Source organism: Janthinobacterium silvisoli, assembly GCF_014200725.1.
Taxonomy (GTDB): domain Bacteria; phylum Pseudomonadota; class Gammaproteobacteria; order Burkholderiales; family Burkholderiaceae_D; genus Janthinobacterium.
Window position 1 is genome coordinate 1,411,524 of the sequence record NZ_JACHCL010000001.1, and the last position, 24,506, is coordinate 1,436,029.

General features: G+C 60.5%; 24 protein-coding genes. 21 read left to right on the forward strand and 3 right to left on the reverse strand.

Annotated elements, in window-relative coordinates; all coding sequences use genetic code 11:
• Positions 1 to 21: 21 nt before the first annotated feature.
• Positions 22 to 705, reverse strand: a complete 684-nt coding sequence (locus HDE75_RS06340; protein ID WP_183675706.1) for a transposase — start codon at positions 703 to 705, stop codon at positions 22 to 24.
• Positions 706 to 774: 69 nt separating this feature from the next.
• Complete coding sequence (gene greB / locus HDE75_RS06345; RefSeq protein WP_183675705.1) at positions 775 to 1,341, reverse strand: transcription elongation factor GreB; 567 nt, start codon at positions 1,339 to 1,341, stop codon at positions 775 to 777.
• A gap of 105 nt (positions 1,342 to 1,446) precedes the next feature.
• Here greB and HDE75_RS06350 point away from each other — a divergent pair, with 105 nt between their 5' ends.
• The 13 genes from HDE75_RS06350 (at position 1,447) to HDE75_RS06410 (ending at position 15,308) form a co-directional block, all read left to right on the forward strand.
• Positions 1,447 to 2,034: a hypothetical protein gene (locus tag HDE75_RS06350; RefSeq protein ID WP_183675704.1), complete on the forward strand. Its 588-nt coding sequence runs from the start codon at positions 1,447 to 1,449 to the stop codon at positions 2,032 to 2,034.
• Complete coding sequence (locus tag HDE75_RS06355) at positions 2,034 to 3,554, forward strand: sensor histidine kinase (protein WP_183675703.1); 1,521 nt, start codon at positions 2,034 to 2,036, stop codon at positions 3,552 to 3,554. Before HDE75_RS06350 ends, HDE75_RS06355 begins: the two co-directional genes overlap by 1 nt.
• A gap of 28 nt (positions 3,555 to 3,582) precedes the next feature.
• Complete coding sequence (locus tag HDE75_RS06360; RefSeq protein ID WP_183675702.1) at positions 3,583 to 4,230, forward strand: response regulator; 648 nt, start codon at positions 3,583 to 3,585, stop codon at positions 4,228 to 4,230.
• Positions 4,231 to 4,430: 200 nt separating this feature from the next.
• Positions 4,431 to 5,996 (forward strand): GGDEF domain-containing protein, encoded by a 1,566-nt coding sequence (locus HDE75_RS06365; protein WP_183676615.1) that lies wholly within the window; start codon positions 4,431 to 4,433, stop codon positions 5,994 to 5,996.
• Positions 5,997 to 6,138: 142 nt separating this feature from the next.
• Positions 6,139 to 7,035 carry an MBL fold metallo-hydrolase gene (locus HDE75_RS06370; protein WP_183675701.1) on the forward strand — a complete coding sequence of 299 codons (897 nt, stop codon included), beginning with the start codon at positions 6,139 to 6,141 and terminating at the stop codon, positions 7,033 to 7,035.
• Positions 7,036 to 7,363: 328 nt separating this feature from the next.
• A complete protein-coding gene (locus HDE75_RS06375; RefSeq protein ID WP_183675700.1) occupies positions 7,364 to 8,848 on the forward strand; it encodes a flagellin N-terminal helical domain-containing protein in 1,485 nt (494 codons plus the stop codon).
• 94 nt (positions 8,849 to 8,942) lie between these two features.
• A complete protein-coding gene (locus HDE75_RS06380) occupies positions 8,943 to 9,308 on the forward strand; it encodes a flagellar protein FlaG (protein WP_183675699.1) in 366 nt (121 codons plus the stop codon).
• A gap of 228 nt (positions 9,309 to 9,536) precedes the next feature.
• On the forward strand, positions 9,537 to 12,212 hold the full coding sequence (gene fliD, locus HDE75_RS06385; RefSeq protein WP_311735075.1) for a flagellar filament capping protein FliD: 2,676 nt from the start codon (positions 9,537 to 9,539) through the stop codon (positions 12,210 to 12,212).
• A 21-nt stretch (positions 12,213 to 12,233) separates the two neighbouring features.
• Complete coding sequence (gene fliS, locus HDE75_RS06390) at positions 12,234 to 12,680, forward strand: flagellar export chaperone FliS (RefSeq protein ID WP_183675698.1); 447 nt, start codon at positions 12,234 to 12,236, stop codon at positions 12,678 to 12,680.
• A gap of 3 nt (positions 12,681 to 12,683) precedes the next feature.
• Entirely contained in the window at positions 12,684 to 13,010 is a 327-nt protein-coding gene (locus tag HDE75_RS06395) for a flagellar protein FliT (protein WP_183675697.1), read from the forward strand.
• A gap of 17 nt (positions 13,011 to 13,027) precedes the next feature.
• Positions 13,028 to 14,197, forward strand: a complete 1,170-nt coding sequence (gene fliK, locus HDE75_RS06400) for a flagellar hook-length control protein FliK (RefSeq protein WP_183675696.1) — start codon at positions 13,028 to 13,030, stop codon at positions 14,195 to 14,197.
• Complete coding sequence (locus HDE75_RS06405) at positions 14,190 to 14,528, forward strand: EscU/YscU/HrcU family type III secretion system export apparatus switch protein (protein WP_183675695.1); 339 nt, start codon at positions 14,190 to 14,192, stop codon at positions 14,526 to 14,528. Before fliK ends, HDE75_RS06405 begins: the two co-directional genes overlap by 8 nt.
• A 33-nt stretch (positions 14,529 to 14,561) precedes the next feature.
• A complete protein-coding gene (locus HDE75_RS06410) occupies positions 14,562 to 15,308 on the forward strand; it encodes a flagellar brake protein (RefSeq protein ID WP_183675694.1) in 747 nt (248 codons plus the stop codon).
• Positions 15,309 to 15,470: 162 nt separating this feature from the next.
• On the opposite strand, the gene fliE is transcribed toward HDE75_RS06410, so the two are convergent.
• On the reverse strand, positions 15,471 to 15,812 hold the full coding sequence (fliE, locus tag HDE75_RS06415) for a flagellar hook-basal body complex protein FliE (RefSeq protein WP_183675693.1): 342 nt from the start codon (positions 15,810 to 15,812) through the stop codon (positions 15,471 to 15,473).
• 298 nt (positions 15,813 to 16,110) lie between these two features.
• Here fliE and fliF point away from each other — a divergent pair, with 298 nt between their 5' ends.
• The 8 genes from fliF (at position 16,111) to fliM (ending at position 24,502) form a co-directional block, all read left to right on the forward strand.
• Positions 16,111 to 17,820: a flagellar basal-body MS-ring/collar protein FliF gene (gene fliF / locus HDE75_RS06420; protein ID WP_183675692.1), complete on the forward strand. Its 1,710-nt coding sequence runs from the start codon at positions 16,111 to 16,113 to the stop codon at positions 17,818 to 17,820.
• Positions 17,813 to 18,811: a flagellar motor switch protein FliG gene (gene fliG, locus HDE75_RS06425; RefSeq protein ID WP_183675691.1), complete on the forward strand. Its 999-nt coding sequence runs from the start codon at positions 17,813 to 17,815 to the stop codon at positions 18,809 to 18,811. Before fliF ends, fliG begins: the two co-directional genes overlap by 8 nt.
• Positions 18,812 to 18,854: 43 nt before the next feature.
• Positions 18,855 to 19,556: a flagellar assembly protein FliH gene (locus HDE75_RS06430; protein ID WP_183676613.1), complete on the forward strand. Its 702-nt coding sequence runs from the start codon at positions 18,855 to 18,857 to the stop codon at positions 19,554 to 19,556.
• Positions 19,557 to 19,648: 92 nt separating this feature from the next.
• The gene (gene fliI, locus HDE75_RS06435) at positions 19,649 to 20,965 is read left to right on the forward strand and encodes a flagellar protein export ATPase FliI (protein WP_260173904.1); all 1,317 of its coding nucleotides are present in this window, start codon (positions 19,649 to 19,651) and stop codon (positions 20,963 to 20,965) included.
• Positions 20,966 to 20,997: 32 nt separating this feature from the next.
• Positions 20,998 to 21,438, forward strand: a complete 441-nt coding sequence (gene fliJ, locus HDE75_RS06440) for a flagellar export protein FliJ (protein WP_183675689.1) — start codon at positions 20,998 to 21,000, stop codon at positions 21,436 to 21,438.
• 67 nt (positions 21,439 to 21,505) lie between these two features.
• A complete protein-coding gene (locus HDE75_RS06445; RefSeq protein WP_183675688.1) occupies positions 21,506 to 22,822 on the forward strand; it encodes a flagellar hook-length control protein FliK in 1,317 nt (438 codons plus the stop codon).
• 186 nt (positions 22,823 to 23,008) lie between these two features.
• A complete protein-coding gene (gene fliL, locus HDE75_RS06450; RefSeq protein WP_183675687.1) occupies positions 23,009 to 23,515 on the forward strand; it encodes a flagellar basal body-associated protein FliL in 507 nt (168 codons plus the stop codon).
• Between the two features lie 6 nt (positions 23,516 to 23,521).
• Positions 23,522 to 24,502: a flagellar motor switch protein FliM gene (gene fliM, locus HDE75_RS06455; protein ID WP_152248580.1), complete on the forward strand. Its 981-nt coding sequence runs from the start codon at positions 23,522 to 23,524 to the stop codon at positions 24,500 to 24,502.
• The last annotated feature ends 4 nt before the right edge of the window (positions 24,503 to 24,506 follow it).

Sequence of the window (24,506 nt, forward strand, 5' to 3'; positions counted from 1 at the left end):
CCAAAAGCAGAAGAGCTGGGGTCAGACCCGCCGGGTCTGACCCCGGATTTCTGCTGGCGGCTGGCGGCTGGCTTCGGCAATGCGGCGCAAAAAATCCTGATCCCCGATGGCAAATTCCGCATTCAACGCTACACGCAATTGCGTCACGGTATGCATTGGCAAATCTTTCTGAAACAAGAACTGATAAGCTTGCTGCCGTTTATGTGCATCATGCCCCAGCCGTAAATACACTGAATGTGGCGAAAGCAACTCGTCGCTCATCCCTTGCGCATTAGCTCGATAGCTGGACCAACGATACTGCGCTGGCAAAGCAACCATGCCAGCCCTGACGGGGTTAAGTTCAATATAGCGCTGGCAGATCAAGAGATAACGCTCACCTTGCACCAGGCAAGACTTGTAGCGGCCTTCACACAAGCTCCCGCTACGCCCATAACGCCAATTGAAATATTGCGTATATCGCTGATTCAGCGCTTTCATCAATGCCGATGGATGTGTGGTGTCCTGAGCGGAGAGCAACAGATGCACATGGTTGCTCATCACAACATAAGCATGTAGTTCGCATGGCGCAATAGCCAGGCAACTATGCAGATAGTCGAGATAGCGCCGGAAATCTTGAGCATCAAGGAAACACACTTGCCGATTGCTTCCGCGCTGTATCACATGCAGCGGAACACCCGGCAAGACAATGCGCAAACGACGGGCCATGGCAACTCCCCCATCCAGAAAAGCTCCAGCCTGGCAGAGCTGTCAAAACAAGCCCTGCCTTAACGCAAACTAGGCTTCTCCCGGCGCCGGGTACGTCACTTCCAGCAATTCCAGCTCTTGCGGGCCTTGCGGGGTGTTCAGGGTGACGAGGTCGCCTTCCCGCGCCTTGGTGATAGTGCGCGCCATGGGCGAGATCCAGCTGATCTTGCCGTTCAGGGGGTCGAATTCGTCGATGCCGACAATGGTGATGGTGTGGCTTTCGCCATCCTCGGTGCGGTAAGTTACAGTGGCGCCGAAGAAGACCTGGTCGTTGCCGTAGTGCACGCTGGGGTCGACGATGGCGGCCAGGTCCATGCGTTTGGTCAGGAAGCGGATGCGCCGGTCGATTTCGCGCAGCCGCCGCTTGCCATAGATATAGTCGCCATTTTCAGAGCGGTCGCCATTCGAGGCCGCCCAATGGACGATACGCACCACTTCCGGACGGTCCACGTCGATCAATTGCAGCAGCTCATCCTTGATGCGCTGGTAGCCAGCAGGCGTGATGTAATTCTTGGCGCCAGCGGGAATGGCCAGCGCCAGCGCGGCCGCTTCCTCATCGTCGTCGTGGTCCGATTCTTTTACAAAGGCTTTGTTCATCTGCCTATTGTAGCCCGTCTGGCCAGACTGTCACGCCCGCAAAGGGGGTAGCAGCGCTTTTTTGACGTATCATCGTGCCAAAGATAATCCCCGACCCGGAGACGGATGAAAAAATTCTACAGATTCAGGCGCTGGCTGTTCGCGCCGCTGGTCTACCTGGCCGCCATTTTCCTGCTGATCGAGGAATGGCTGTGGGCGACCGGTGCGCGCATCATGCAGGTGGTGGCGCAGTTTCCGCCATTACACGCGCTGGAAGCGTGGATCAAGCGTTTGCCGCCCTACTGGGCATTGGCCGTGTTCGTGCTGCCAGCCATCTTGTTGTTCCCCGTCAAACTGCTGGCCCTGCTGGCGATTGCGCGCGGCCATGCCTTTTCCGGCATCGGCGTGATCGTCGCCGCCAAGCTCGGCGGTGCAGCGGCCGTGGCGCGCTTGTATAGCCTGACCCGCCCCACCCTGCTCAGCCTGCCATGGTTTGCACGCTGGCACGGCCGGTTCATGGAAACCAAGGACCGCTGGATCGCCCGCCTGCGCGCCACACGCCCATGGCGCCGGGTCAGCCGTTTTTCAGCCGCCCTGGGCCGCGCGCGCCGCGCCTGGTGGGCGCGCTTGCGGGCAACCGTGCCTAGCCGCCATGATTTGCGCCCGGCCCGCGTACTGCGCCGCTTCACGGCTTTTTGGCGGGCGCGGCGCTGATGAAAACACCTTTGCCACAATTGGCCCCAGCCATGCAGGCGTCGCAGGCAGAAATCTATCTGTACGACGCCACCACCCTGCAGTTGCTCGATGCGAGCCAGGCCGCGCGCGACAAGCTGGGCTACAGCCCGCAAGAACTGGCTGCGCAGACGGCATTGACACTGGCACCGCAGCTATCAACACAACAACTGGCCGCAGTCATCGACACACTGGGCGAGACCATAGGCGCGCAAGCCACGCTGCAGGTGCAGCAGCGGCGCCGCGACGCCAGCCTGTATCCCTTGCGCTTGCGCCTGTCGCGCGCCGACCGCCATGGCCGCGCGCTGCTACTGGCCGCCGGCGACGAACTATCCACACCGCAGACGGCAGCCACCGCTTTGGAACAGGTGCAATCGCGCTTCAACGCCATCGTCTCCAATACGCCGGGCTTGGTGTACCAGTTCTGCCTGCACGCGGATGGGCAAACCGCCTTCCCCTACCTCAGCGAAGGCTGCCAGGCGCTGCTGGGCCTGAACCCGATGCAGCTGCACGCACAGCCTGAGCTGTTTTTACAGCTGATTTTGGCCGACGACCGGGCCTCCTATCTGGAAGCCATGCAGATCTCGAAACGCAGCTTGTGGAACTGGAACTGGGAAGGCCGCATCTGGGTAGATGCCTGGAAAGACGTGAAATGGATCAACTTGCGCGCCACGCCACGCGCCTTGCCTGACGGCACGGTGCAGTGGGAAGGCATCATGAGCAACATCACGGAGAGCCGGCTGGAACAGATCGAAGTGCGTTTGTCACGGGCCCGGCTGGCCGAACTGACGGCGCATATCGACAAGGTCAAGGAACACGAGCGCACGCGCATCGCGCGCGAACTGCATGATGACCTAGGCGGCAACTTGACAGCCATCAAGATGGCCATGGCCATGCTGGTCAGTCGCTTGCCGCCCAGCAATCCTATACTGCAGGAAAAGGCCGACTATGTCGACTCCCTGGTAGACCGCACCATCGACGCCGTGCACCGCATTTCGCTGGACTTGCGCCCGTCGATGCTGGACCTGGGCCTGGCTGCCGCGCTCGACTGGCAAGTGCAGGAATTTGCGCGCCAGGCCGGCATCGCCTGCGAATTCACGGCCAGCCACCAGGATATCGCGCTGGAACTGGACCAGGCGACCAGCCTGTTCCGCATCGCCCAGGAAGCGCTGACCAATATCGCCAAGCATGCGCAAGCGAGCAAGGTCAGCGTGCGCCTGGCCGTGCAGCACCAGCAGCTGAGCCTGAAGATCAGCGACAATGGCGTAGGCGTGCGCGCCAGTGACCGCGCCAAGCCGCTCTCTTTCGGCATCCGCGGCATGGCCGAACGCGCCAATGCACTCGGTGGCAGCCTGCACCTGGCCGATGCGCCAGGCGGCGGCACGATCCTGAGCATAAAAGTCAGGCTATCGGCGCCGCGAGAGGCGATAATAGCGGCTGCAGACCATGGCCCTACGCGTGCCGGCTCGCAGCAAGACCAGGACGGACACGGCCTGGCCTAGGCTAACCCAGAAAAGAAACAATGCAGTTATGAAAGAAAAAGCCACCATCCGGGTATTTATTGCCGACGATCATGCGATCGTGCGCGAAGGATTGAAGCAAATCCTGGCCGACACCAAAGACATCATCGTGGCCGGCGAAGCGGAAAGCGCGCATGATGCCGTCAAGCTGTTCCGTGGCTCAAAATGCCAGGTGATGCTGCTCGACATCTCCCTGCCCGACCGCAGCGGCATCGATGTCCTCAAGCAAATCAAGAAGGAAAAACCGGAGCTGGCCGTGCTGATGCTGTCCATGCACCGCGAAGACCAGTATGCCATCCGTTCGCTCAAGGCAGGCGCGGCCGGCTACCTGACCAAGCAGAGCGCACCGCGCGAACTGGTCACGGCCATCCGCCAGGTGGCCGGCGGCTTGAAATACATCAGCGCCTCGCTGGCCCAGGCCTTGGCCAATACGGTCGGCGAAGACCATGACATGGCGCCGCACGAAGCCTTGTCGGACCGCGAATACCAGACCTTGATCATGATCGCCGCCGGCAAGACGGTGGGCGCCATCGCCGAAGAGTTGAAATTATCCGTGAAAACCGTCAGCGAATACCGCGCGCGGCTGCTGGTCAAGATGAAGCTGAAAAACAGTGCCGAATTGACCCACTACGCAATACGAAACCAATTAGTAGACTAGCTTTGGCAGCGGTATCGGGCGAATTGGATGGACTTCTCAGTGCTGCTCGCACAATAAGTTCTTTGCCAACTAGCATATCATGGGGATAATTAGCAAATACCCAAAAAGGCTGTGCCTACATGTCCAGTAAATTGCCTTCACCGCCAGAAACTGCTTCCGCTGGCGCCACATCGACGAATGCCGCTGCAGCTTCGGCTGCAATGAATCCGGCCGAGATCGCGCGCGAAGCGTTTCGCCGCCTGGCGACGCGCCGCATCGCACCCACGCCCAGCGCCTACCGCGACATCTACAATGAAATCGCCGGCATCAGCGAAGCGGCCGAGACGGCTCCTGCAGCCGTGCTGGCAGCCAGCTCCCCGACCGAAATCGGCGCCGAACACGTGCTGACGCAGTTTGCGAGCAAGATGAGTGAATCGGCGGGCGAACTGGGCGACTTTGGCAAGCGCTTCCAGCGCGCGCTGAAGGCCCGCGACTGGGACAGTTATGCGCGCGCCCTGGCGCAACTGGCTGAAAAGCAAACCAAGAAAGGCGGCGGCATCGAGTTGCCGCCACTGCCCGATGGCGAACAGACGCGCACCTTGCGCGAATTGCTGAGCCGCACCCTGAGCTTTGCCGTCGCTACCTTGCTGACCGGCACGCCCGCGCTGGTGGACGAAGCCGAATCGCTGGGCACCGCCATCAAGCAGGCCCATACGGAAGATGCGCTGAACGAAGCGGCCGTGCGCCTGAAGCAGCTGTGCTACCAGATCGAATTGAAAAGCGGCGACACGGCCGAACAGCAGGAACTGCTGCTGCGCCTGTTCAAATTGCTGCTGGACAATGTCAGCCAGTTGCTCGACGACGACAGCTGGCTGCGCGGCCAGGTCGACGCCGTGCAAAACCTGATCGCCGGACCGCTGGACCAGCGCGCGCTGGAAGACGCCACCCGCAGCCTGAAGGAAGTCATTTACAAGCAAGGCCAGCTCAAGCATAGCTTGTCGGACGTCAAACTGACGGTCAAGAACATGATGATGACCTTTATCGACCGCCTGGGCCAGGTGGCGGCCAGCACGGGCGACTTCCATGAAAAGATCGGCGGCTATTCGGAAAAAATCAGCCAGGCGGAAAATATCAGCGATCTGAACGTGGTGCTGGACGAAGTGCTGCGCGAAACGCGCCTGGTGCAGAACGAGGCACTGCTGGCGCGCGACAAGATGGTGCTGGCACGCCAGGAAGTGCAGGACGCGGAACAACGCATCCACACGCTGGAAGCCAAGCTGCAGCATATGAGCGAACTGGTGCGTGAAGACCAGTTGACGGGCAGCCTGAACCGGCGTGGCCTGGAAGATGTGTTCGAGCGCGAAACGGCCCGCTCCGACCGCCGCGGCACGCCGCTGTGCATCGCCATCCTCGACCTCGACGATTTCAAGCGCCTCAACGACACTTACGGCCACCTGGCCGGAGATGCCGCGCTGAAACACCTAGTAAAAATCGTCAAGGAAACCCTGCGCTCGATGGATGTCATCGCCCGCTTCGGCGGCGAGGAATTCCTGATCCTGCTGCCGGAAACGACAGTCGAGGCCGCATCCTCGACCATGACCCGGCTGCAGCGCGAACTGACGCGCCACTTCTTCCTGCATGAAAATGAAAAAGTCTTGATCACCTTTTCCGCCGGCGTAGCCTTGCGCCACCCGAATGAAGATCAAAATGAACTGGTCAAGCGCGCCGACCGCGCCATGTACCAGGCCAAGCAGTCGGGCAAGAACCGGGTGGTGGTAGCGGACTGAATACAGTCCACTGGCGCCAGCAAGATGCCGCTCCGCCGCCAGGCTGGGCGGCATTTTTTATTTCGCCATATGATGCTATGGCAGAGCAGGCATTTGCGCTCCGTGCCAGCCATCCAACCATTAATCCAAAGGAAATAAAATCATGAAAAAATCCCTGGCATTCGCTGTCTGGCTGGCGGTCAGCACCGCCGCCAGTGCCGCCAGCTCGGCCACCACACCCGCCGCCGCCGTGCCGGACGGCCCCGTCGCGCATACCTTCCATGTCGGCGCGCTCGAAGTCATTGCACTGCGCGACAAGGTCCGCAGCATCCCCAACGACGCCAGGGTCTTCGGCGCGGAGGCCGGCGCCAGCGCCGTGGCTGCCGTGCTGGCAGAGGCCGGCGCATCGACCGACCACATCGATCTGAGCGTCGACGCGCTGCTGGTCAAGGACGGGGCAAAGACCATCTTGCTCGACACCGGCCTCGGTCCTTCCGCGCAGGGCTTGCTGCTCGACAGCCTGAAGCAGACCCGCTACACGCCAGAGCAGATCACTGACGTGCTGATCACCCACGTTCACGGCGACCATGTCGGCGGCCTGCTCACCCGCGACGGCGCCCAGGCTTTCACGAAAGCCACCGTGCATATCTCGGCGCCCGACTGGGCCTGGCTGCAGGAGCAAGCGAACATGGCAGCGCTGGTGAAAATCATCTCGCCGCAGGTCGTCACGTTCGCGCCCGGCGACCAGGTCGCGCCAGGCATCCGCTCGGTGCCGCTCAAGGGACACACGCCTGGCCACGTGGGTTACCAGATCGTTTCGGGCAAGGCGCGGCTGCTCGACGTGGGCGACCTGGTCCACAGCCCGATCCTGTCGCTCGCCAAACCGGACTGGACCATCACCTTCGACAAGGACCGCACAGAAGGCGCCGCCACCCGCCGTGCCGAACTGGCCAAGCTGGCGGCCAACCACGAAACCATCTTCGCACCGCATTTCCCGTTCCCGGGCATCGGCACGATCAAGGCCGTGGGCGACCATTTCGTCTGGCAGCCGGCCAACTGAGCCATCACACTCTCATGGAAAGCGGGCGCTGCTCAAGTGAAAATATTAAACAGACAATACTTTGAGCTTAGACAGCGTCTTGGTGCCATATCAACAGGCGAAAAAATAAATTATTTTCACCCTCAAGATTTCGAAAATCATGTCGTTTAGCGCGCGGCGCGGCACAAACTGAAGGGTAAAAAATGAAAATTTAGCGCTCTTTTCACCATAAATTTTCCCACACAGCAACCGTTACCCTAAACAACAGCGGCTTAATTGTCCCGGAACAGCGGGGCAGGCCAAAGTGACTAGCACATAGCGCAATGTAGTACCTGTCTGGAGAATTAACATGGCTGCAGTAATTAATACCAATATCGCCTCGCTGAATGCACAACGCAATCTGTCGACTTCGCAATCGTCCCTGAACACTTCGCTGCAACGCCTGTCCTCCGGCCTGCGTATTAACAGCGCCAAGGATGATGCTGCTGGCCTGGCGATTTCTGACCGCATGACCTCGCAAATCCGCGGCATGACCCAAGCCACCCGCAATGCAAACGACGGCGTCTCGCTGGCCCAAACGGCCGAGGGTGCACTGTCGAGCTCGGGCGACATCCTGCAACGTATCCGCGAACTGGCCGTGCAATCGTCGAACGCCACCAACTCGTCGAGCGACCGCCAGGCGCTGCAAACCGAGGTAGGCCAACTGAGCTCGGAACTGAACCGCATCGCCCAAACCACCTCGTTCAACGGCCAGGCGCTGCTGGACGGCACCATGGGTACGGCCAACTTCCAGGTCGGCGCCGATGCCAACCAATTGATTTCGGCCAATGGCGCGAACTTCCTGACCAATACCTACGGCAACAACCGCGTTCAAAACGATGCGACCGCGGCCAAGCTTGGTACTGCCGCAGCCCCAGCGACCAACGTCGTCGCTGCCCAGGCTGTCACGATTAACGGCAAATTGGGTTCGTCCACTTACACCACCACCGCAACTGACACGGCAAAATCGATTGCAGCAGCAGTCAATCAGAAAACCGGCTCTACCGGCGTGACAGCAACCGCCAAGACAGAAGCTAATCTGGCCCTGACCGCAAGTGGTGCATACTCGTTCCAAATCGCGTCTGACAACAACGCAACCACCAATCCGGTCAACGTATCGTTCTCGGTTGGCGCTGGCGGCAATTCTGCGACCGACTTCGCAGCGGGTATCAATGCCATTAATGCACAATCGGCCAAGACCGGCGTAACTGCACAGTACGATACTGTAAATGGCGGTATCAAGCTGAGCAACACGAACGGCTCTGACATCGTTATCACCGACAACATCACGACCACACCTGCAGCGATCAATGTCAGTACGTATGACGTAAAAGGTATCAAAAATACCGCTGTCAATGCTGCTGGCGTCTCCGCTACCGCTAACGGCACTGTCACGTTTGATTCGGATAGCAGCTTCTCCGTTACGGACGCAGGCTCCGGCCTCGGCCTGGCAAAATCCGGCGCCGCATCTAAGCTGGCCGCCGTATCGGATATCGATGTCACCAGCTTCGACGGCGCTCAATTGGCACTGAAGATTGCCGATGCAGCACTGTCGACGGTCAACAGCCAACGCGCTCAATACGGTGCTCTGCAATCGCGCTTCTCGTCGGCAATTTCCAACCTGCAATCGACTACGGAAAATCTGTCCTCGTCGCGCAGCCGCATCGTCGATACCGACTTTGCTTCGGAAACGGCCAACCTGACCCGCGGCCAGATCCTGCAACAAGCTGGTACCGCCATGCTGGCACAAGCAAACTCGCTGCCTAACGGCGTGTTGAGCTTGCTGCGTGGCTAATCAGGCTTGATGACGGGAGTCATCCCGTCATAGCGCTGGAGTCAATTCCCCTGCCGGATTTATTCGACAGGGGAATTTTCAATAGGAGAGCACCATGACTATCGATATGATAGCGGCCGCTACCACGGCCAGGATAGACAAGAGTTACGCCTCGGACACGCCTGCGGCAAGACCAGCTGCCAGGGCGGCGACAGCGACCGATACCGTTACGCAACAGCAGAAAAGTGGCGAACCCAGCCGTGATCAATTGAACAAGGCTGTGTCGGAATTGAATCAATCGCCGCGCATCAAGACGCAGAACCTGCAATTTTCCATCGATGAAGATAGCAAGCGCACGGTGGTCAAAGTGATCGACCAGGAAACCAAGGAAGTACTGCGGCAAATTCCCACCAAGGAAGCGCTGGAAATTGCCAAGTCCTTTGAAATGGCCAAAGGCCAATTGATCGACCAGAGTGCGTGATCGATGATTTGTGCTACGGTATGGGCATCCCAGCACTGCAAGCAAGATAAGTCCAGGTAGCCAGGTAACACCAATACCTGGCTTCTTTTTTTGTTCTTTTTGGCAATTTCCTCGCAGCAATTTCCCAAATTCTTCGCCGAACTGAAAACAGCGCGGTAAATCCCCCTCTCAAGTCCTGATTGATTCTGCCGATAACAGCTTATATTAGCGTTTTCCTAGGAGCATTTTGTGGCCATCACTCCAACCTTGTCATCCCCCGGTATCGGCGCCAGTGGTCTGGACGTCAACGCCATCATCGATAAGTTGATGGCCGCAGAATCGCAGCCACTCAATACCTACGACAAAAAAACAGCTTCCTACCAGGCGACCCTGAGTGCCATGGGCACCCTGGGCGGCGCGGTAGGCACCTTCCAGAACTCGCTGTCGGGACTATCGAATGCGAATAATTTCCGCGCCGTCAGCGCCACCCCTGCCGATCCACTGGTATTGAGCGCCACGGCCGGCGCCAAGGCTGTCCCCAGCAACTACAATATCAATGTGACCCAGCTGGCGCAGTCGCAGACCCTGACCTCGGGCGGCATGGCCAGCAAACTGTCGACCATCGGCCTGGGCGCCAAGACCACGATTTCCTTCCAGCTCGGTTCAGTTGCTGGCGGCACCTTCGGCCTGGCCGGCACCGCACTGAGCAATACCACCGCACTGACCGGTGTCAGCAATGGTTCCCTGACCATCAATGGAACGGCCATTCCAACCGATGCGACCACCAAGAGCGCGCGCGCGCTGGCCGATGCCATCAATGCCAAGAGCAGCACCACCGGCGTCACGGCCACGGCCCAGCCAGCAGCCAGCAGCGCTACCATGTTCAACGGTTTTGGCAATATCGGCACGGGTGCCGACGGCACATATTCGCTGTCGGTGGGCGGCATCGAGATCGTTACCCAGGGCAATGGCGTCGCCGCCGGCAACGGCATTACGGCAGCCTCGCTCGATACCACGCTGGAAGGCCCGAATGCCGTCTCGAATGCGCTGGCCGCCGCCAATATCACGGTGACGGGCAAGGCAGCCGATGGCACCTTGCAATTTACGCGCGCCGATGGATCCAACATCAATATCGAGGAAGTCGTGACGGGCGGCGTGACGGGCGGCATCGGCCATAGCGCCACCGCCACCAACGATGGCTCGAACGTCACCATTACCAGCACCATCAGCCTGGCGTCGGGCAATGCCAGCCCGATCACTATCGGTGGCAGCAATCCAGCTGCGGCAGGCTTGACGGCCGGTTCCGGCGGCGCCTACATGAATACCAGCTTTACCCAGGACGGCACGCAAGCGACGGGCACGGTGGTGATCGATTCGACCAACAACACCTTGCAGGGCATCCGCGACGCCATCAATAACGCGGGCCTGGGCGTGACTGCCAGCATCGTGTCGGACGGTAGCGACAAACCGTTTCACCTGGTACTCGCCTCCTCGAAAACGGGCGCCAGCTCGGCCATGAAGATTTCCCTGAGCGGCAGCGATGGCCAGCCGGCCGACAGCGCGCTGAACGATTTGCTGTCCTACGATGTAGCGGGCACGCAAAACCTGAAGCAGAACAGCGCGGCGCAAAATACCGCCTTCAGCGTCAATGGTATTCCCATCACGAACAGTTCGAACAGTGTCGACACCGCCATCGAAGGTGTCACCCTGAACATTACCAAGATCGGCAGCACCAGCCTGTCGGTATCGAAAGATACGTCGACCGTCAAGACCAACATCAACGCTTTCGTCAAGGCATATAACGATCTCAATACGGCGATCGGCAAGATGACCTCGTACGACCCGGATACGAAAAAGGCCGGCGTGCTGCTAGGCGACTCGACCGTGCAATCGATCCAGAGCCAGTTGCGCAAACAGTTGAGCGCGCCGATCACGGGCTTGAACAGCAACTTGAGCACCCTGAGCCAGGTTGGCATTTCCTTCCAGAAAGATGGCAGCCTGACGCTCGACAGCACCAAGCTCGACGCCGCCATCAGCGCCAATTTTACCGATATCGGCGGATTATTCTCGGCCCTGGGCAAGGCTACTGACAGCAACGTCGCCTTCACCAGCTCCACCGCCGCCACCAAGCCGGGCAGCTATGACCTGACCATCACCACCATGGCCAGCCAGGGTTCGCTCACTTCGACGGGCGTGCTGCCGGCCACCACCACCATCGCCAGCGATACCACCTGGAACGTGACCCTCAACGATACGGTGCGCAGCGTGGCCAAGAATACGGCCACCGTCACCATTCCGGCGGGCACTTACACGCCGGCCCAGATGGCTTCGCTGATCCAGTCGTCGATCAATGGCGTGAAGGCGTTTTCCGACGTCGGCTCCACCGTGTCCGCCTCGATCGACGGCAGCGGCCACCTGGTGCTGGCCTCTGCGCGCTACGGTTCCGTCTCCAATATCGCGCTTTCCAGCGGCACCGGCACCGGCTTCGACACCCTGTTCGGCACGGCCACGCCTGTCAAGGGCGCCGACGTGGCTGGCACCTTGGGTGGCCAGCCTGTGGTCGGCTCAGGCCAGACACTGACCGGCGCACCGGGTTCGGATGCCGATGGCTTGAAGATTGAAGTGACGGGCGGCACCACAGGACCGCGCGGCACGGTGAGCTTTTCGCAAGGCTATGCCTACCAGCTGAATAACCTGGCCACGTCCTTCCTGGGCACGGATGGCATGATCACCAACCGCAGCAAGAGTATCAATGACAGTATCAAGAATGTGGCGGACCAGCGCGACAAGTTCAGCGCCAAGCTGACCGATATCGAAGCGCGCTACCGTGCCCAGTTCACGCGCCTGGACGTGACCTTGAGCAGCCTGCAGTCGACACAAACCTATCTGACCCAGCAGTTGGCATCGATTGCCGCCAACCGCTAAGAATGCCCTCAGGAGAAACACATGTTTGGAACCCAACAACGTGGCGTGAATGCCTACGCCAAGGTCGGCCTGGAGACAGGCATCGTCTCGGCTTCGCCGCACAAGTTGATCGTGATGCTGTATGACGGCGCGCTGGTGGCCGTGCTCAGCGCGCAGATGCACCTGAAGTCGGGCAATGTGCCGGAAAAAGGCAAGTCCATCTCGAAAGCCATCCAGATCATCGACAATGGCTTGCGTGCCAGCCTGGACAAGAAAGCCGGCGGCCAGATCGCCGAAGGCCTGGACTCGCTGTATGAATACATGAGCGCGCGCCTGCTGACGGCCAATCTGAATAACGACCTGGGCATGCTGGAAGAAGTGCAGCGCCTGCTGTCCGACCTGCGTGAAACGTGGAACGCCATCGGCGCCACTCCTGCCGCCGCCCCCGGCGCCGATTTGAAACGTATGCCTAGCCTAGCGAGCGCCTGATCCATGATGACGAATCAAGAAGTATTGAATACCTACGAAGCCATGCAAACCCTGACAGGACTGATGGTCGCCGCCGCCGGCAACGCCGACTGGGACCAGCTCGAAGTGCTGGAACAGCGCGTCACTGCGCACGTGGCGACGCTGAAAGCCAATGAAGAACAGGTGCTGCTGGAGAGCACGGGCCGCCAGCGCAAGGTGGCCATGATCAAGCAGATGCTGGAAGACGACCGCAAGATCCGCGACCTGACCATGCCCTGGATGGCGCAACTGTCTAAGCTGATCAATAGTACCGGCACGGAACGACGCCTGGCCAACGCCTACGGCGTTTAAAGCAAACGGAGGGCGGCATGTTGCCGAAGATGGACGCCATCGGCATGACGCCCTTGACTCCGGTCAAGGCCACGCGGCCGGCCGACACGGCAGCCGATCCGCGCCAGGCGGATTTCCAGCGCTCGCTGCAAGGGCTGGTCGGCAAATCGATGCAGGGCCAGGTGCTGGCACGCCTGACTGACGGCAGTTTTTTGGTACGCGTGGCTGGCACGCCAGCGCGCATGCAATTGCCGGCCGGCGTGCAGCTGGGTGCGGAAATCCCGCTGACCTTGCTCGGCATCAATCCCCGTCCCTCCTTCCAGGTCGGCGCCGGCCGCGATAACCCGGGCGGCCCCATGCTCACTTATGCCGAAGCCGAGGCCGAACCCGAATCGGCCACGGCTACGGGCGCCCAGGCCGGCACACGGACCACCAGCACCGCCGCCACCCTGCTCAGCCGCGCGCCCCTGACGCCAGCCAATCTGCTGCCCACGCTCGGTGGCGACACGCCTGCGCCTGAACTGAGCACCACCGCACGCGCCATCACCAGCGTGCTGCGCCAGGCCGAAAGCGCACCGAATACACCGTTGGCACTACTCGGCAAGACTCCCCTGATGAGCGGCCAGGGCCAGGCCAATCCCGCGCAACTGGCGCAAAACCTGCGCGACGCCGTGGGTAGTAGCGGCCTGTTCTATGAATCGCATGTGGCCGAATGGGCCGAAGGCAAGCGCCCGCTGGCCTCGCTACTGCTGGAACCACAAATGCAGAAGGCCTTGCAGGGGGATATACCCAGGAGCGGCACCGACCTGGCCTCGGCCCAGCTGATCAATTTACAGCTGCATACGCATGAGCAAGCGCGCGTGCAATGGCAGGGCGAAGCGTGGGCTGGCCAGCAAATGCAGTGGGATGTCACCAAGGATGCCCCCGAGGGAGGAGCCCATGCGGGCGCAGATGACGAAGAGGCCGCCACCTGGCGCAGCGGCGTGCGCTTCCAGTTTCCCTTGCTCGGCGACATCAGCGCACAAGTCGTGCTGCACGGTGGCAAGGTGCAAATCCAGATGCAGGCCGGCAGCGCCGACAGCGCCGAGACCCTGCGCCGGCATGCGGCGCAACTGGAAGCGTCACTGGATGCGGCCGGCTGGCCCTTGTCGGCCCTGAGCATCGCGACCAAACCGGCAGAAGGCGACGAGGGGAGCGGCGATGCTTGATGACACCAAGCGCAAGGTGCCGCAAACGGCTGTCGCCCTGGCCTACCAGAGCGGCACGCCAGCGCCCAAGGTAGTGGCCAAGGGTAGCGGCCTGATCGCAGATAAAATCATCAGCACGGCGCGCGAGCATGGCGTGTTCGTGCATGAATCGAAGGAATTGGTGGCCTTGTTGATGGATGTCGACCTGGACCGCCAGATCCCGCCTGGCCTGTATCGGGCGATTGCGGAACTGCTGGCCTGGTTATATCATATCGAATCGGCAAATGGCGGGCCCAAGGGCGAGCCGCTTCCGCCTGCGCCAGACACTAGTCACCTTACCACCGATACATAGACCGATAGACAGGTATCAATGCAAGCTCATATTATGGATTCCGGCCTCGAAAACTGGCATGACTTTGAAGTGGAATCGCGGCGGGAAATCATCGCCCTGCTACGCAGCATAGGCGAAAAGAACCAGTTGATCCGCATGCTGATCCATGGCGAATCCGATGTATGCGTGACATCCATCCTGGAAGTCGATGCTGAGCGCAATACCGTTATCCTCGACCGTTCCGTGAATGCCGACCAGAACCGGCGCATGGTAGCCGCCACCGGCATTTCGTTTGAAACCACGCTCGACAAGATCCGCATCCTGTTTAGCAGCGAACTGGTGGAAGAGTGCCTGCACGAAGGGACAAAAGCACTGAAAATCGCCGTGCCGGAGACCCTGATCCGCTTGCAGCGGCGCGAGTATTACCGCATGAACACGCCCGTCAGCAATCCGGTGCGCGTCTCGATTCCCTTGCCATCTGAACTGGGCGGCTTGGATACCCTGTTCCCGCTGGCCGACATCAGCTGTGGCGGCATCGCCATGATGGACAATAAATTGATGCTGGGCGAAACCATCGGCAAGAATTACCCGGGCTGCCGCATCGACTTGCCCGACGTTGGCATCGTCACGGCCACCTTGCAGATCCGTAATTCGCTGGACATGACATTGCTGAACAATAAGCTGAACCGCCGCCTGGGCTGCCAGTTCATCGACTTGCCGCGCGGCATGCTGGCCCATGTGCAGCGCTATATCACGCGCCTGGAGCGCGAGCGCAATGCACGCCTGGCAGGGCTAGGGTAAGTGCTTTTACAACGAAGCTTTTAAAACCAGGAAAACGTCTGGCAAAAGCCTGGCGAGCGGCGATGATTTGTGGCCGGAAAGCGCAGCCGTACTGAAGTACAGCGAAGGGCGGTAAACACCGCAAGCCGCAAAGGGCGCCGCGCAGTAGCTTTGGCAAGACGTTTACACTTGCATATTCATGATGTCGTGATACGCCGACACCAACTTATTGCGCACCTGCACCGACGCCTGGAATTCGATGCTGGACTTTTGCATCGAGACCATCACGTCCGACAGGCTGACACTGTCGTCGCCCATGGTAAAGCGCTTGCCCAAGTCTGCCGACGCCGTTTGCGAGGCGCTCACGGAATCGAGCGCGCCTTTCAGGGCGTCGGCAAAATTGACCTTGGCCGCCGGTATTTCCGTCTGGATCATCGGCACCTTGGCGTCCGGCCGCGTGGCCGCCGACTTCAGTTGCGCGATCATCGCCTCGATCCTGCTGCTATCGATACCGCCTGTTTTCACTTTGCCTCCCCGCCTACTATCTGATTACTGTCTGATTGCGTCTGATTGTGCGTGTTGCTTCCAGAGAACAAAACTCTGGCCAGCAAGGCAACGCCGGGTACAATGACTACTACCAAGTGTTGCCAAGGTCCCACAATACCAGCGCCAGCGCCAGCTGCTCGGCCGAGCAGGCGGCGAAAGCGCCTTCTATTTGGGCGATTGAAGCGCGTGACAGTGACGGATAATCCACACTATCGCCCCCTCCTTCATCCGAGGCGGCAACCACCCACCAGCAAACACAAGCGCCCGGAAACCCATCATGGCTGTAGCGGAAGACATCGAACTGAACCAACCACCACCGGCGCCCACCCGTACGCCCGTGGAGTCCGTGCAAGCCTTCGCCAAGACGCCAATGGGCAAGAATTTCCTGCGCGGCCTGGGCGTGGCGGCGCTGATCGCCATCGGCGTAGCGCTGTACATGTGGAACCAGCCACCTGAATACAAGGTGCTGTTTTCCAATTTTACCGACCGCGACGGCGGCGCCATCACGGCCTCACTGGACCAGCTCGGTATCAAGCACAAGTTTTCCGAGGGCGGCGGCGCCATCCTCGTGCCATCCGAGCAAGTCCACGATGCGCGCCTGAAACTGGCAGCGCAAGGCTTGCCCAAGGGTGGCAATGTGGGCTTCGAGCTGATGGAAAACCAGAAACTGGGCGTGTCGCAGTTCCTGGAACAAGTCAATTTCCAGCGTGCACTGGAAGGCGAGCTGGCCAAAACCATAGAAGCGGTCTCTGCCGTCGATACGGCACGGGTTCACCTGGCACTGCCCAAACCACAGGTTTTTGTGCGCGACCAGCAAAAACCCACCGCTTCCGTATTTCTCAACCTGCACCCCGGCCGTGGCCTCGACCAGCTGCAAGTAAGCGCCATCGTGCACCTGGTAGCGTCCAGCGTGCCTGAATTGCTGCCCGTGAATGTAACGGTGGTAGACCAGGCCGGCAACCTGCTGTCGAACCAGGACAAGGACCGCGACCGCGCCAACGGCGTCAAGAACCTCGATCCGAACCAGCTGAAATACGTGCAGCAACTGCAACAAAGCGTGGTCAAGCAAGTCGAATCGATCTTGCTGCCCATCGTAGGCGAAGGCAATGTGCGCGCCGAAGCGACGGCGGACGTGGATTTTTCGCAAACCGAACAAGCGGCCGAAACCTACAAGCCGAATTCACCGCCGGAAGCGTCGGCCATCCGCAGCCAGCAAACGAGCGAATCGACGGGCGCCGGCAATGCCAATCCATCGGGCGTGCCCGGTGCACTGTCGAACCAGCCGCCTGGCGTCGCTACGGCGCCATTGACGACCGAAGCGCCAGGCGCAGCGCCGGCCACGCCAGCGGCGCCCACGCAAAAGGAATCGACGACCAATTATGAAGTCGACAAGACAGTGCGCTACGAACAGAAATCGATGGGCGGCTTGCGCCGGCTGTCGGTGGCGGTGGTGGTCAACTACCGCCGCAGCTTCGACAAGGATGGCAAGGTCACGGTGACGCCGATTTCACCGGCTGAAATGGTGCAGATCAACAACCTCGTCAAAGAAGCGATGGGCTACAACAAGGACCGCGGCGACAGCTTCAGCGTGGCCAATTCGCCGTTTGACGGCATCGAGCGCGCGCCGGAAGGCAAGCTGGAATGGTGGCGCGACCCGGCCAACTTGCCGCTCGCCAAGGAATTGGCCAAGTTCCTGATCACCGCCCTGATTTTGCTGTATCTGTTCATCAAGATCGTGCGGCCGATGCTGCGCCCTGTGATGCGCAAGATCGACGACTTTGGCGCTCCTCCGCCCGTGGTCGAACCGGCGCTGGTCAAGCCCGGCGAAGAAAACGACGTCCTGCTCAGCGAAGAAGAGCTGGAAGAACTGGAAGAAGATACGGCCCGCGGCTACCGCGAAAACCTGGCGATGGCCAAGAAACTGGCGCAGGAAGATCCGCGCGTCGTGGCCAACGTGATCAAAGCATGGGTAGGTAATAATGACTGAATCGACGGGACTGCAAAAAGCGGCCATCCTGATGCTGGCCCTGGGCGAGAGCGAAGCGGCCGAGGTAATGAAATTCCTGGGCCCGCGCGAAGTGCTGAAACTGGGCGCGGCCATGGCCACCATGAAGGGCATCGCCCACGAACAGGTGGTCGAAGTGCTCGACGACTTCCGTTCGCAGACGGAACTCAATTCCACCGTCGGCCTCGATTCGGACGAATACATCCGCCAGGTGCTGACCAAGGCGCTGGGCGACGACAAGGCTTCCGTGCTGCTGTCGCGCATCCTCGGCGGCAAGGATGCGTCCGGCATCGAATCGCTGAAATGGATGGATTCGCAATCCGTATCCGAGCTGATCCGCAACGAACACCCGCAAATCATCGCCACCATCCTGGTCCATCTGGAACGCGACCAGGCATGCGAAATCCTCGGCCACTTCACGGACCGTTTGCGCAATGACGTGGTGCTGCGCATCGCCACCCTGGACGGGGTGCAGCCAGCGGCCTTGCGCGAATTGAATGACGTGTTGACGAAATTGTTGTCCGGCAACGAAAACATCAAGAAATCGTCGCTGGGCGGCGTGCGCGCCGCCGCTGAAATCCTGAACTTCATGAGCGGCGAGCAAGAAGGTTCGGTGATGGATAACATCAAGAACTACGACAACGACATGGCGCAAAAGATCATGGACGAAATGTTCGTGTTCGATAACCTGATCGATATCGAAGACCGCGGCATCCAGCTGCTGCTGCGCGAAGTGCAGTCGGAAATGCTGATCATCGCCCTGAAAGGCGCGTCGCAAGAACTGCGCGACAAGATCTTCAAGAATATGTCGCAGCGGGCTGGCGAAATGATGCGCGAAGACCTGGAGTCGAAAGGCCCTGTGCGCCTGTCGGAAGTGGAGTCGCAGCAAAAACAGATCCTGCAAATCGTGCGCCGCCTGGCGGATGAAGGGCAGATAGTACTGGGTGGAAAAGGCGAGGATTCGTTTGTCTAACTTTATTCCCAAAGAGCAACAAACAGCCTACCAGCGCTGGGAGATGACGTCGTTCGGCGACGACCGCCCGAGCGTGGTGGCCGCGCGCAAGCTGCTCGAGCCTAGCCCGGTAGAAATCGATGCCTACGCTGAACTGCAAGCCGAAGAAGCACAGGCAGAACCGCTGGTCGCCCCCACCCAGGAAGAGATAGACGCCATCCGCGAGCAGGCGCGGACCAGCGCTTTCGAGGAAGGCCGCGCCGCCGGCTATGCCGAAGGCCATGCGGCAGGACATGCCGATGGCCATGCGCAAGCCTATGCCGAAGGCAAGCAAGCCTCGGCGGTGGAACTGGCGCATCTGCAAACCATCGCCGTCGAGTTTGGCAACGCGGTGGGCAATGCCGACGAATTGATCGCCAACGATGTGATGGAACTGGCCTTGCAACTGGCCAAGGGCATGCTGAAAAGCGCCCTGCCCGTGCGCCCGGAACTGATGCTGCCGCTGGTGCGCGAAGCCATCGAATATTTACCCGTTTTACAACAACCTGCCCTCTTGATGCTCAATCCGGAAGATGCGCAAGTCGTGCGCGACGGCATCGGCGATGAAATCGACAAGGGCGGCTGGCGTATCATCGAAGACCCGACGGTTGAACGGGGCGGCTGCAAGATCGATACGGCCAGCAACCAGATCGATGCGCAGACGTCCACCCGCTGGCAGCGCCTGACGCACGCGCTGGGCAAAGACCTGGACTGGCTGGCGCCGTGAGCGAGCAAACGCCCAGCTCCGCCAGCAAGCATGCGGCGCACTGGCGCGCGTATCTGCACGACTGCGCGGCCGTCGTCGGCTTCGTGGAACCCATGCAAGTGTCGGGCCGGGTCACGCGCGTAGCCGGCCTGGTGATGGAAGCGGTGGGCTTGCGCCTGGCCGTGGGCGCCGCCTGCACCGTGCCGCTACCCAATGGCGGCCGGGTCGAGGCGGAAGTGGTGGGCTTTGAAGGCGACCGCCTGTTCTTGATGCCGCAAAGCGACGTCGAGGGCATCGTGCCCGGCACCCGCGTGTTTTCCGTCGAACCGGCAATTCCCCGCCCGGGCAGCGTAGCGCACCCGCGCCGCCGCCCCAGCGACCGTGCGCGCCACTTGCCGGTCGGCCCGCAACTGCTGGGCCGCGTGCTCGATGGCGCGGGCCGCCCGCTAGACCAGTTAGGCCCGCTGCATACGGTCGATAGCGCCCCCATCAACGTGCGCCCCGCCAATCCGCTGGGCCGCGCACCGATCGTCGATACGCTGGACGTGGGCGTGCGCTCGATTAACGCCATGCTGACCGTGGGCCGTGGCCAGCGCATGGGCCTGTTTGCCGGTTCCGGCGTCGGTAAAAGCGTGCTACTGGGCATGATGGCCCGCTACACGGAAGCGGACGTGATCGTGGTCGGCCTGATCGGCGAACGGGGCCGTGAGGTAAAAGAATTCATCGAGCAAATCCTGGGCGCCGAGGGCCTGGCCCGTTCGGTGGTGGTGGCCGCGCCGGCCGACACACCGCCGCTGATGCGCTTGCAAGGCGCCGCCTATGCGACGGCGATCGCGGAATACTTCCGCGACCAGGGCCAGAACGTGCTGCTGATCATGGATTCGCTGACCCGCTACGCCATGGCCCAGCGTGAAATTGCGCTGGCCATCGGCGAGCCGCCCGCCACCAAGGGTTATCCACCGTCCGTGTTTGCCAAGCTGCCGGTGCTGGTAGAACGGGCCGGCAATGGCGAGGAAGGCGGCGGCTCCATCACCGCCTTTTATACCGTGCTGACCGAGGGTGACGACCAGCAAGACCCGATCGCCGACTCGGCGCGGGCGATTCTGGACGGCCATATCGTGCTCAACCGCCGTCTGGCCGAAGCCGGCCATTACCCGGCTATCGATATAGAACAGTCGATTTCGCGCGCGGCCCACTCGATCACCACCCATGAGCACCAGCAGCGGGCACGGCGCTTGAAACAATTGTATTCGCGCTACGAGCGCAGCCGTGACCTGATCAGCGTGGGCGCCTACAGCGCCGGCACCGATCCCGTGCTGGATCAGGCGATCGCCCTGCACGAAAAAATTGAAGCCTTTTTGCAACAGCAAATTACCGAGCGTGTCAGCATGGACGAGAGCTTGGGGCAACTTACCGCTCTATTCGAGTGATCGAGCGGGGCATGCCGGGAATATAATTCATCATGGCCTCTCCCTCCCAATTAGCAACCCTGATCGACCTTGCCCAGCGCGAGACGGACGATTGCGCCAAGCGCCTGGGCGCCGCCCTGAAAGCGCTCGACGATTGCAAGGAAAAGCTGGATATGCTGTCCGGCTACCGGGACGACTATGCCAAGCGTTTTGAGGCCAGCATGGCGAATGGCATCACGCCCATGGCGTATCGCAACTTCCAGGCCTTCATGCATAAGCTCGACAGCGCCATCCTGGGCCAGCAGCAAGTCGTCAACCACGCGCAGGCGCGCAGCGAGATGGAAAAAGTGCGCTGGCAAGACGCCGAACGCAAGCGCATGTCCTACACCACGCTCGACAAGCGGGCGCAGGAACAGGCGCTGAAGCTGGAAAACAAGCGCGACCAGAAGGCAATGGATGAGCACGCCGCCAGACAAGCCTACTATAAACGCTAAAAAACAGACGCTAATTGCGGACGCTAAAAACAGACGCTCATCACCGCTCAAGCATTAAGGCAAGATCATGCAAACCCAGCCTACACCGATTTCACAGATAGTATCGCCAAACGCCACGCCAGGGCCTGCCAACCGCAGCCAGCAGCCAACTGCCGATGGCGATTTCCAGCGCGCCCTCGATCGCCAGCTCGAACAGCGCCAGCTGAGCAGCAAGGCGGCGCAGGTACAGTCGCAGGCACCAGCGCCGGCGCAGCCACCCCAGCCATCCCAGCAGGCGCAAGCGGGTGCGCAAACGCAGGCAACGCAGCAAGCGGCACAACAGCCCGCCGCCAAAACACCGGCCAGCGAAGCTGCGCCAACAGACGCTGCGCAGGCCGCCAATAAGGCCAATACACCGGCAAGCAGTGCCAAAGACAGCGATGAGCCCGAGCAAGCCGCAAGCGTTGCCAATACAGCAGCGCAGCAGGCGCCGGAAGATCCGGCCGCCGCCATGCTGGCGCTGGTGGGCAGCATCAAGCTGGCCATGCAGCAACCGGCAGCGGCCGGCAAGGCTGCGGCCGAAACGCCAGCAACCTCGTTGGCAGCAAAAAGTGCCGGCAAAGGGTTGACGGCGGCGCAATTGCTGGCCAGCGGCAAGGTGCCGGCCGACACAGCTAACGGCGTGAGCAAGGGCGCAACTCCGGCAGCCGGCTTTGCCGACAGCCTGGGTCAGGCCCAAGGCAAGGCTGCCGCGCCGCTGCAGGGTGCTGGCGCACAAGCCGGCAAGGCCGATGCAAACAAACTGGCTATCGATCTGCAAGTGGCGGCGGCAGGTAAAAACGCCGCTCCGCTGGCCGAACCGCTGCTGAAGGAAGCCCCCACCGATATCAGCAAACTGGCGGCGCAGTTGCAGCCGGCCGCGCTGCAACAGGCGGCAGCAGCCGCCGTGCCGGCCGACAAGCTGGCAGGACGGATCGGCACGCCAGCCTGGGACCAGCAACTGGGGCAAAAAGTCGTCTGGATGGCCGCTGGCGGTGACCAGAGCGCCACCTTGACCCTGAATCCACCGGACCTTGGCCCGCTGCAAGTGGTCTTGACCGTTACCAATGACCAGGCCAATGCCGCCTTCATGTCGGCCCAGCCTGAAGTACGCCAGGCGCTGGAAGCGGCCATGCCCCGTTTGCGCGAAATGATGGGCGAAGCGGGGATTGCGTTTGGCAACGCCACCGTTTCGGCCGGCACGCAGGAACAGCAGAACCAGGGCAACCGTGAAATGGCCTCCGATGGCCGCCGTGGCAGCCATGGCAACTCGGGCAGCAATGTGACGGGTGGCGAAATCGCCATCGCCCCGGCAACGGCCAGCCGCTCGCGCGCCTCGCTGAGCGCCGTCGATACCTTTGCCTGAGCGAAAACCGCCAGCGGCTGGCCGTTGGCGCACCCTGGTTTAGAACTTTTCGTGCAGAAACATCGAGTTGAGCGCGCTTAGGCCCTCTTTTCAACGCATCCTTCTGCGCAGAATTTGCCGATAATGACATAATGGCGTCGTGATCCACTTCCATGCACTCGAGTACCATTGAAAGCAAATCCAAAAATGAAAGCAGATCCGAAAGCAGATGCACCCCTGGCACCGGCTGGCGCATCAAAAAAGAAGCTTCTGATCATTGTGCTGGCCTCGGTGCTGCTGGCTGGCGGCGTGGGCGGCGGTGCGGCCTGGTATTTCCTGCATGGCAAGGCTGACAAGGAAGATAGCGCACCGAGCAAGAAAAAAGTGTCCAAGGCCGGCCCGCCCGTTTTCGTGCCCATCGATTCCTTTACCGTCAACTTGCAGCCGGAAAATGGCGAACAATACCTGCAGATCGCTTTTACGCTGCAAGTGCCCAATCCGGAAGAGATGGATAACATCAAGCTGAACATGCCCAAAGTGCGCAGCCGCTTGCTGTTGCTGCTGTCGGGCAAAAAAGCTTCGGAACTCAATACCGTGGAAGGCAAGCAGCAACTGGCGGCAGAAATCATTGCCCAAGTGAACCAGCCTTTCGTGGATAAAGGGCCTGAGCAAGAAGTGTCAGACGTTTTATTTACCGCATTCATCATTCAATAAGCAGCCATGGCCGATAATTTCCTCTCCCAGGAAGAAGTCGATGCCCTACTCAAGGGCGTCAACGGAGACCAGGACGACGCGCAGGCGCCGGAAGACGTCACGGGAGTTCGTACCTACAACCTGGCAACCCAGGAGCGCATCGTGCGCGGCCGGATGCCAACGCTGGAGATTATCAACGAACGTTTCGCGCGCCTGCTGCGCGTGGGCCTGTTCAACTTCCTGCGCCGCAGCGCTGAAGTGTCTGTCGGTTCCGTGCGGGTATCGAAATACAGCGAATTTATCCGCAACCTGGTGGTGCCTACCAATTTGAACCTGGTACACATGAAGCCCTTGCGCGGCACGGCCCTGATGGTATTCGATCCGGGCCTGGTGTTCTTGCTGGTCGATAACCTGTTCGGCGGCGATGGGCGTTTCCACACGCGCGTCGAAGGCCGTGATTTTACGCAAACCGAGCAGCGCATCATCTTGCGCATCCTCGATATCGTGTTTGAAGCCTATACCAAGTCGTGGGAGCCGGTGTTCCCCGTCGAATTCGAATATATCCGTTCGGAAATGAACACGCAGTTCGCCAATATCGCCACGCCGAACGAGGTGGTAGTAGCGTCGACCTTCACGGTGGAGCTGGGTTCGGTGTCGGGCCAGATTCACTTCTGCATGCCGTATTCGATGATCGAGCCGATCCGCGATTCGCTGACATCGAGCCTGCAGGGCGAGGCGCTGGAAGTGGACAAGCGCTGGATCCGCTTGATGACGCAGCAGATCCAGATCGCCGAAGTGGAACTGGTGGCGTCCTTGGGCACGGCGCGCGTCTCGTTCGACGAGATCCTGAACATGAAGGTGGGCGACATCATTCCGCTCAACATCCCCGAACTGATCGCCGCCACCGTCGACGGCGTGCCCGTGATGGATTGCACTTACGGGGTATTGAACGGACAATATGCATTAAAGGTCGAGAAACTGCTCGCCAATGCCGATAACATCAAATAAGCAG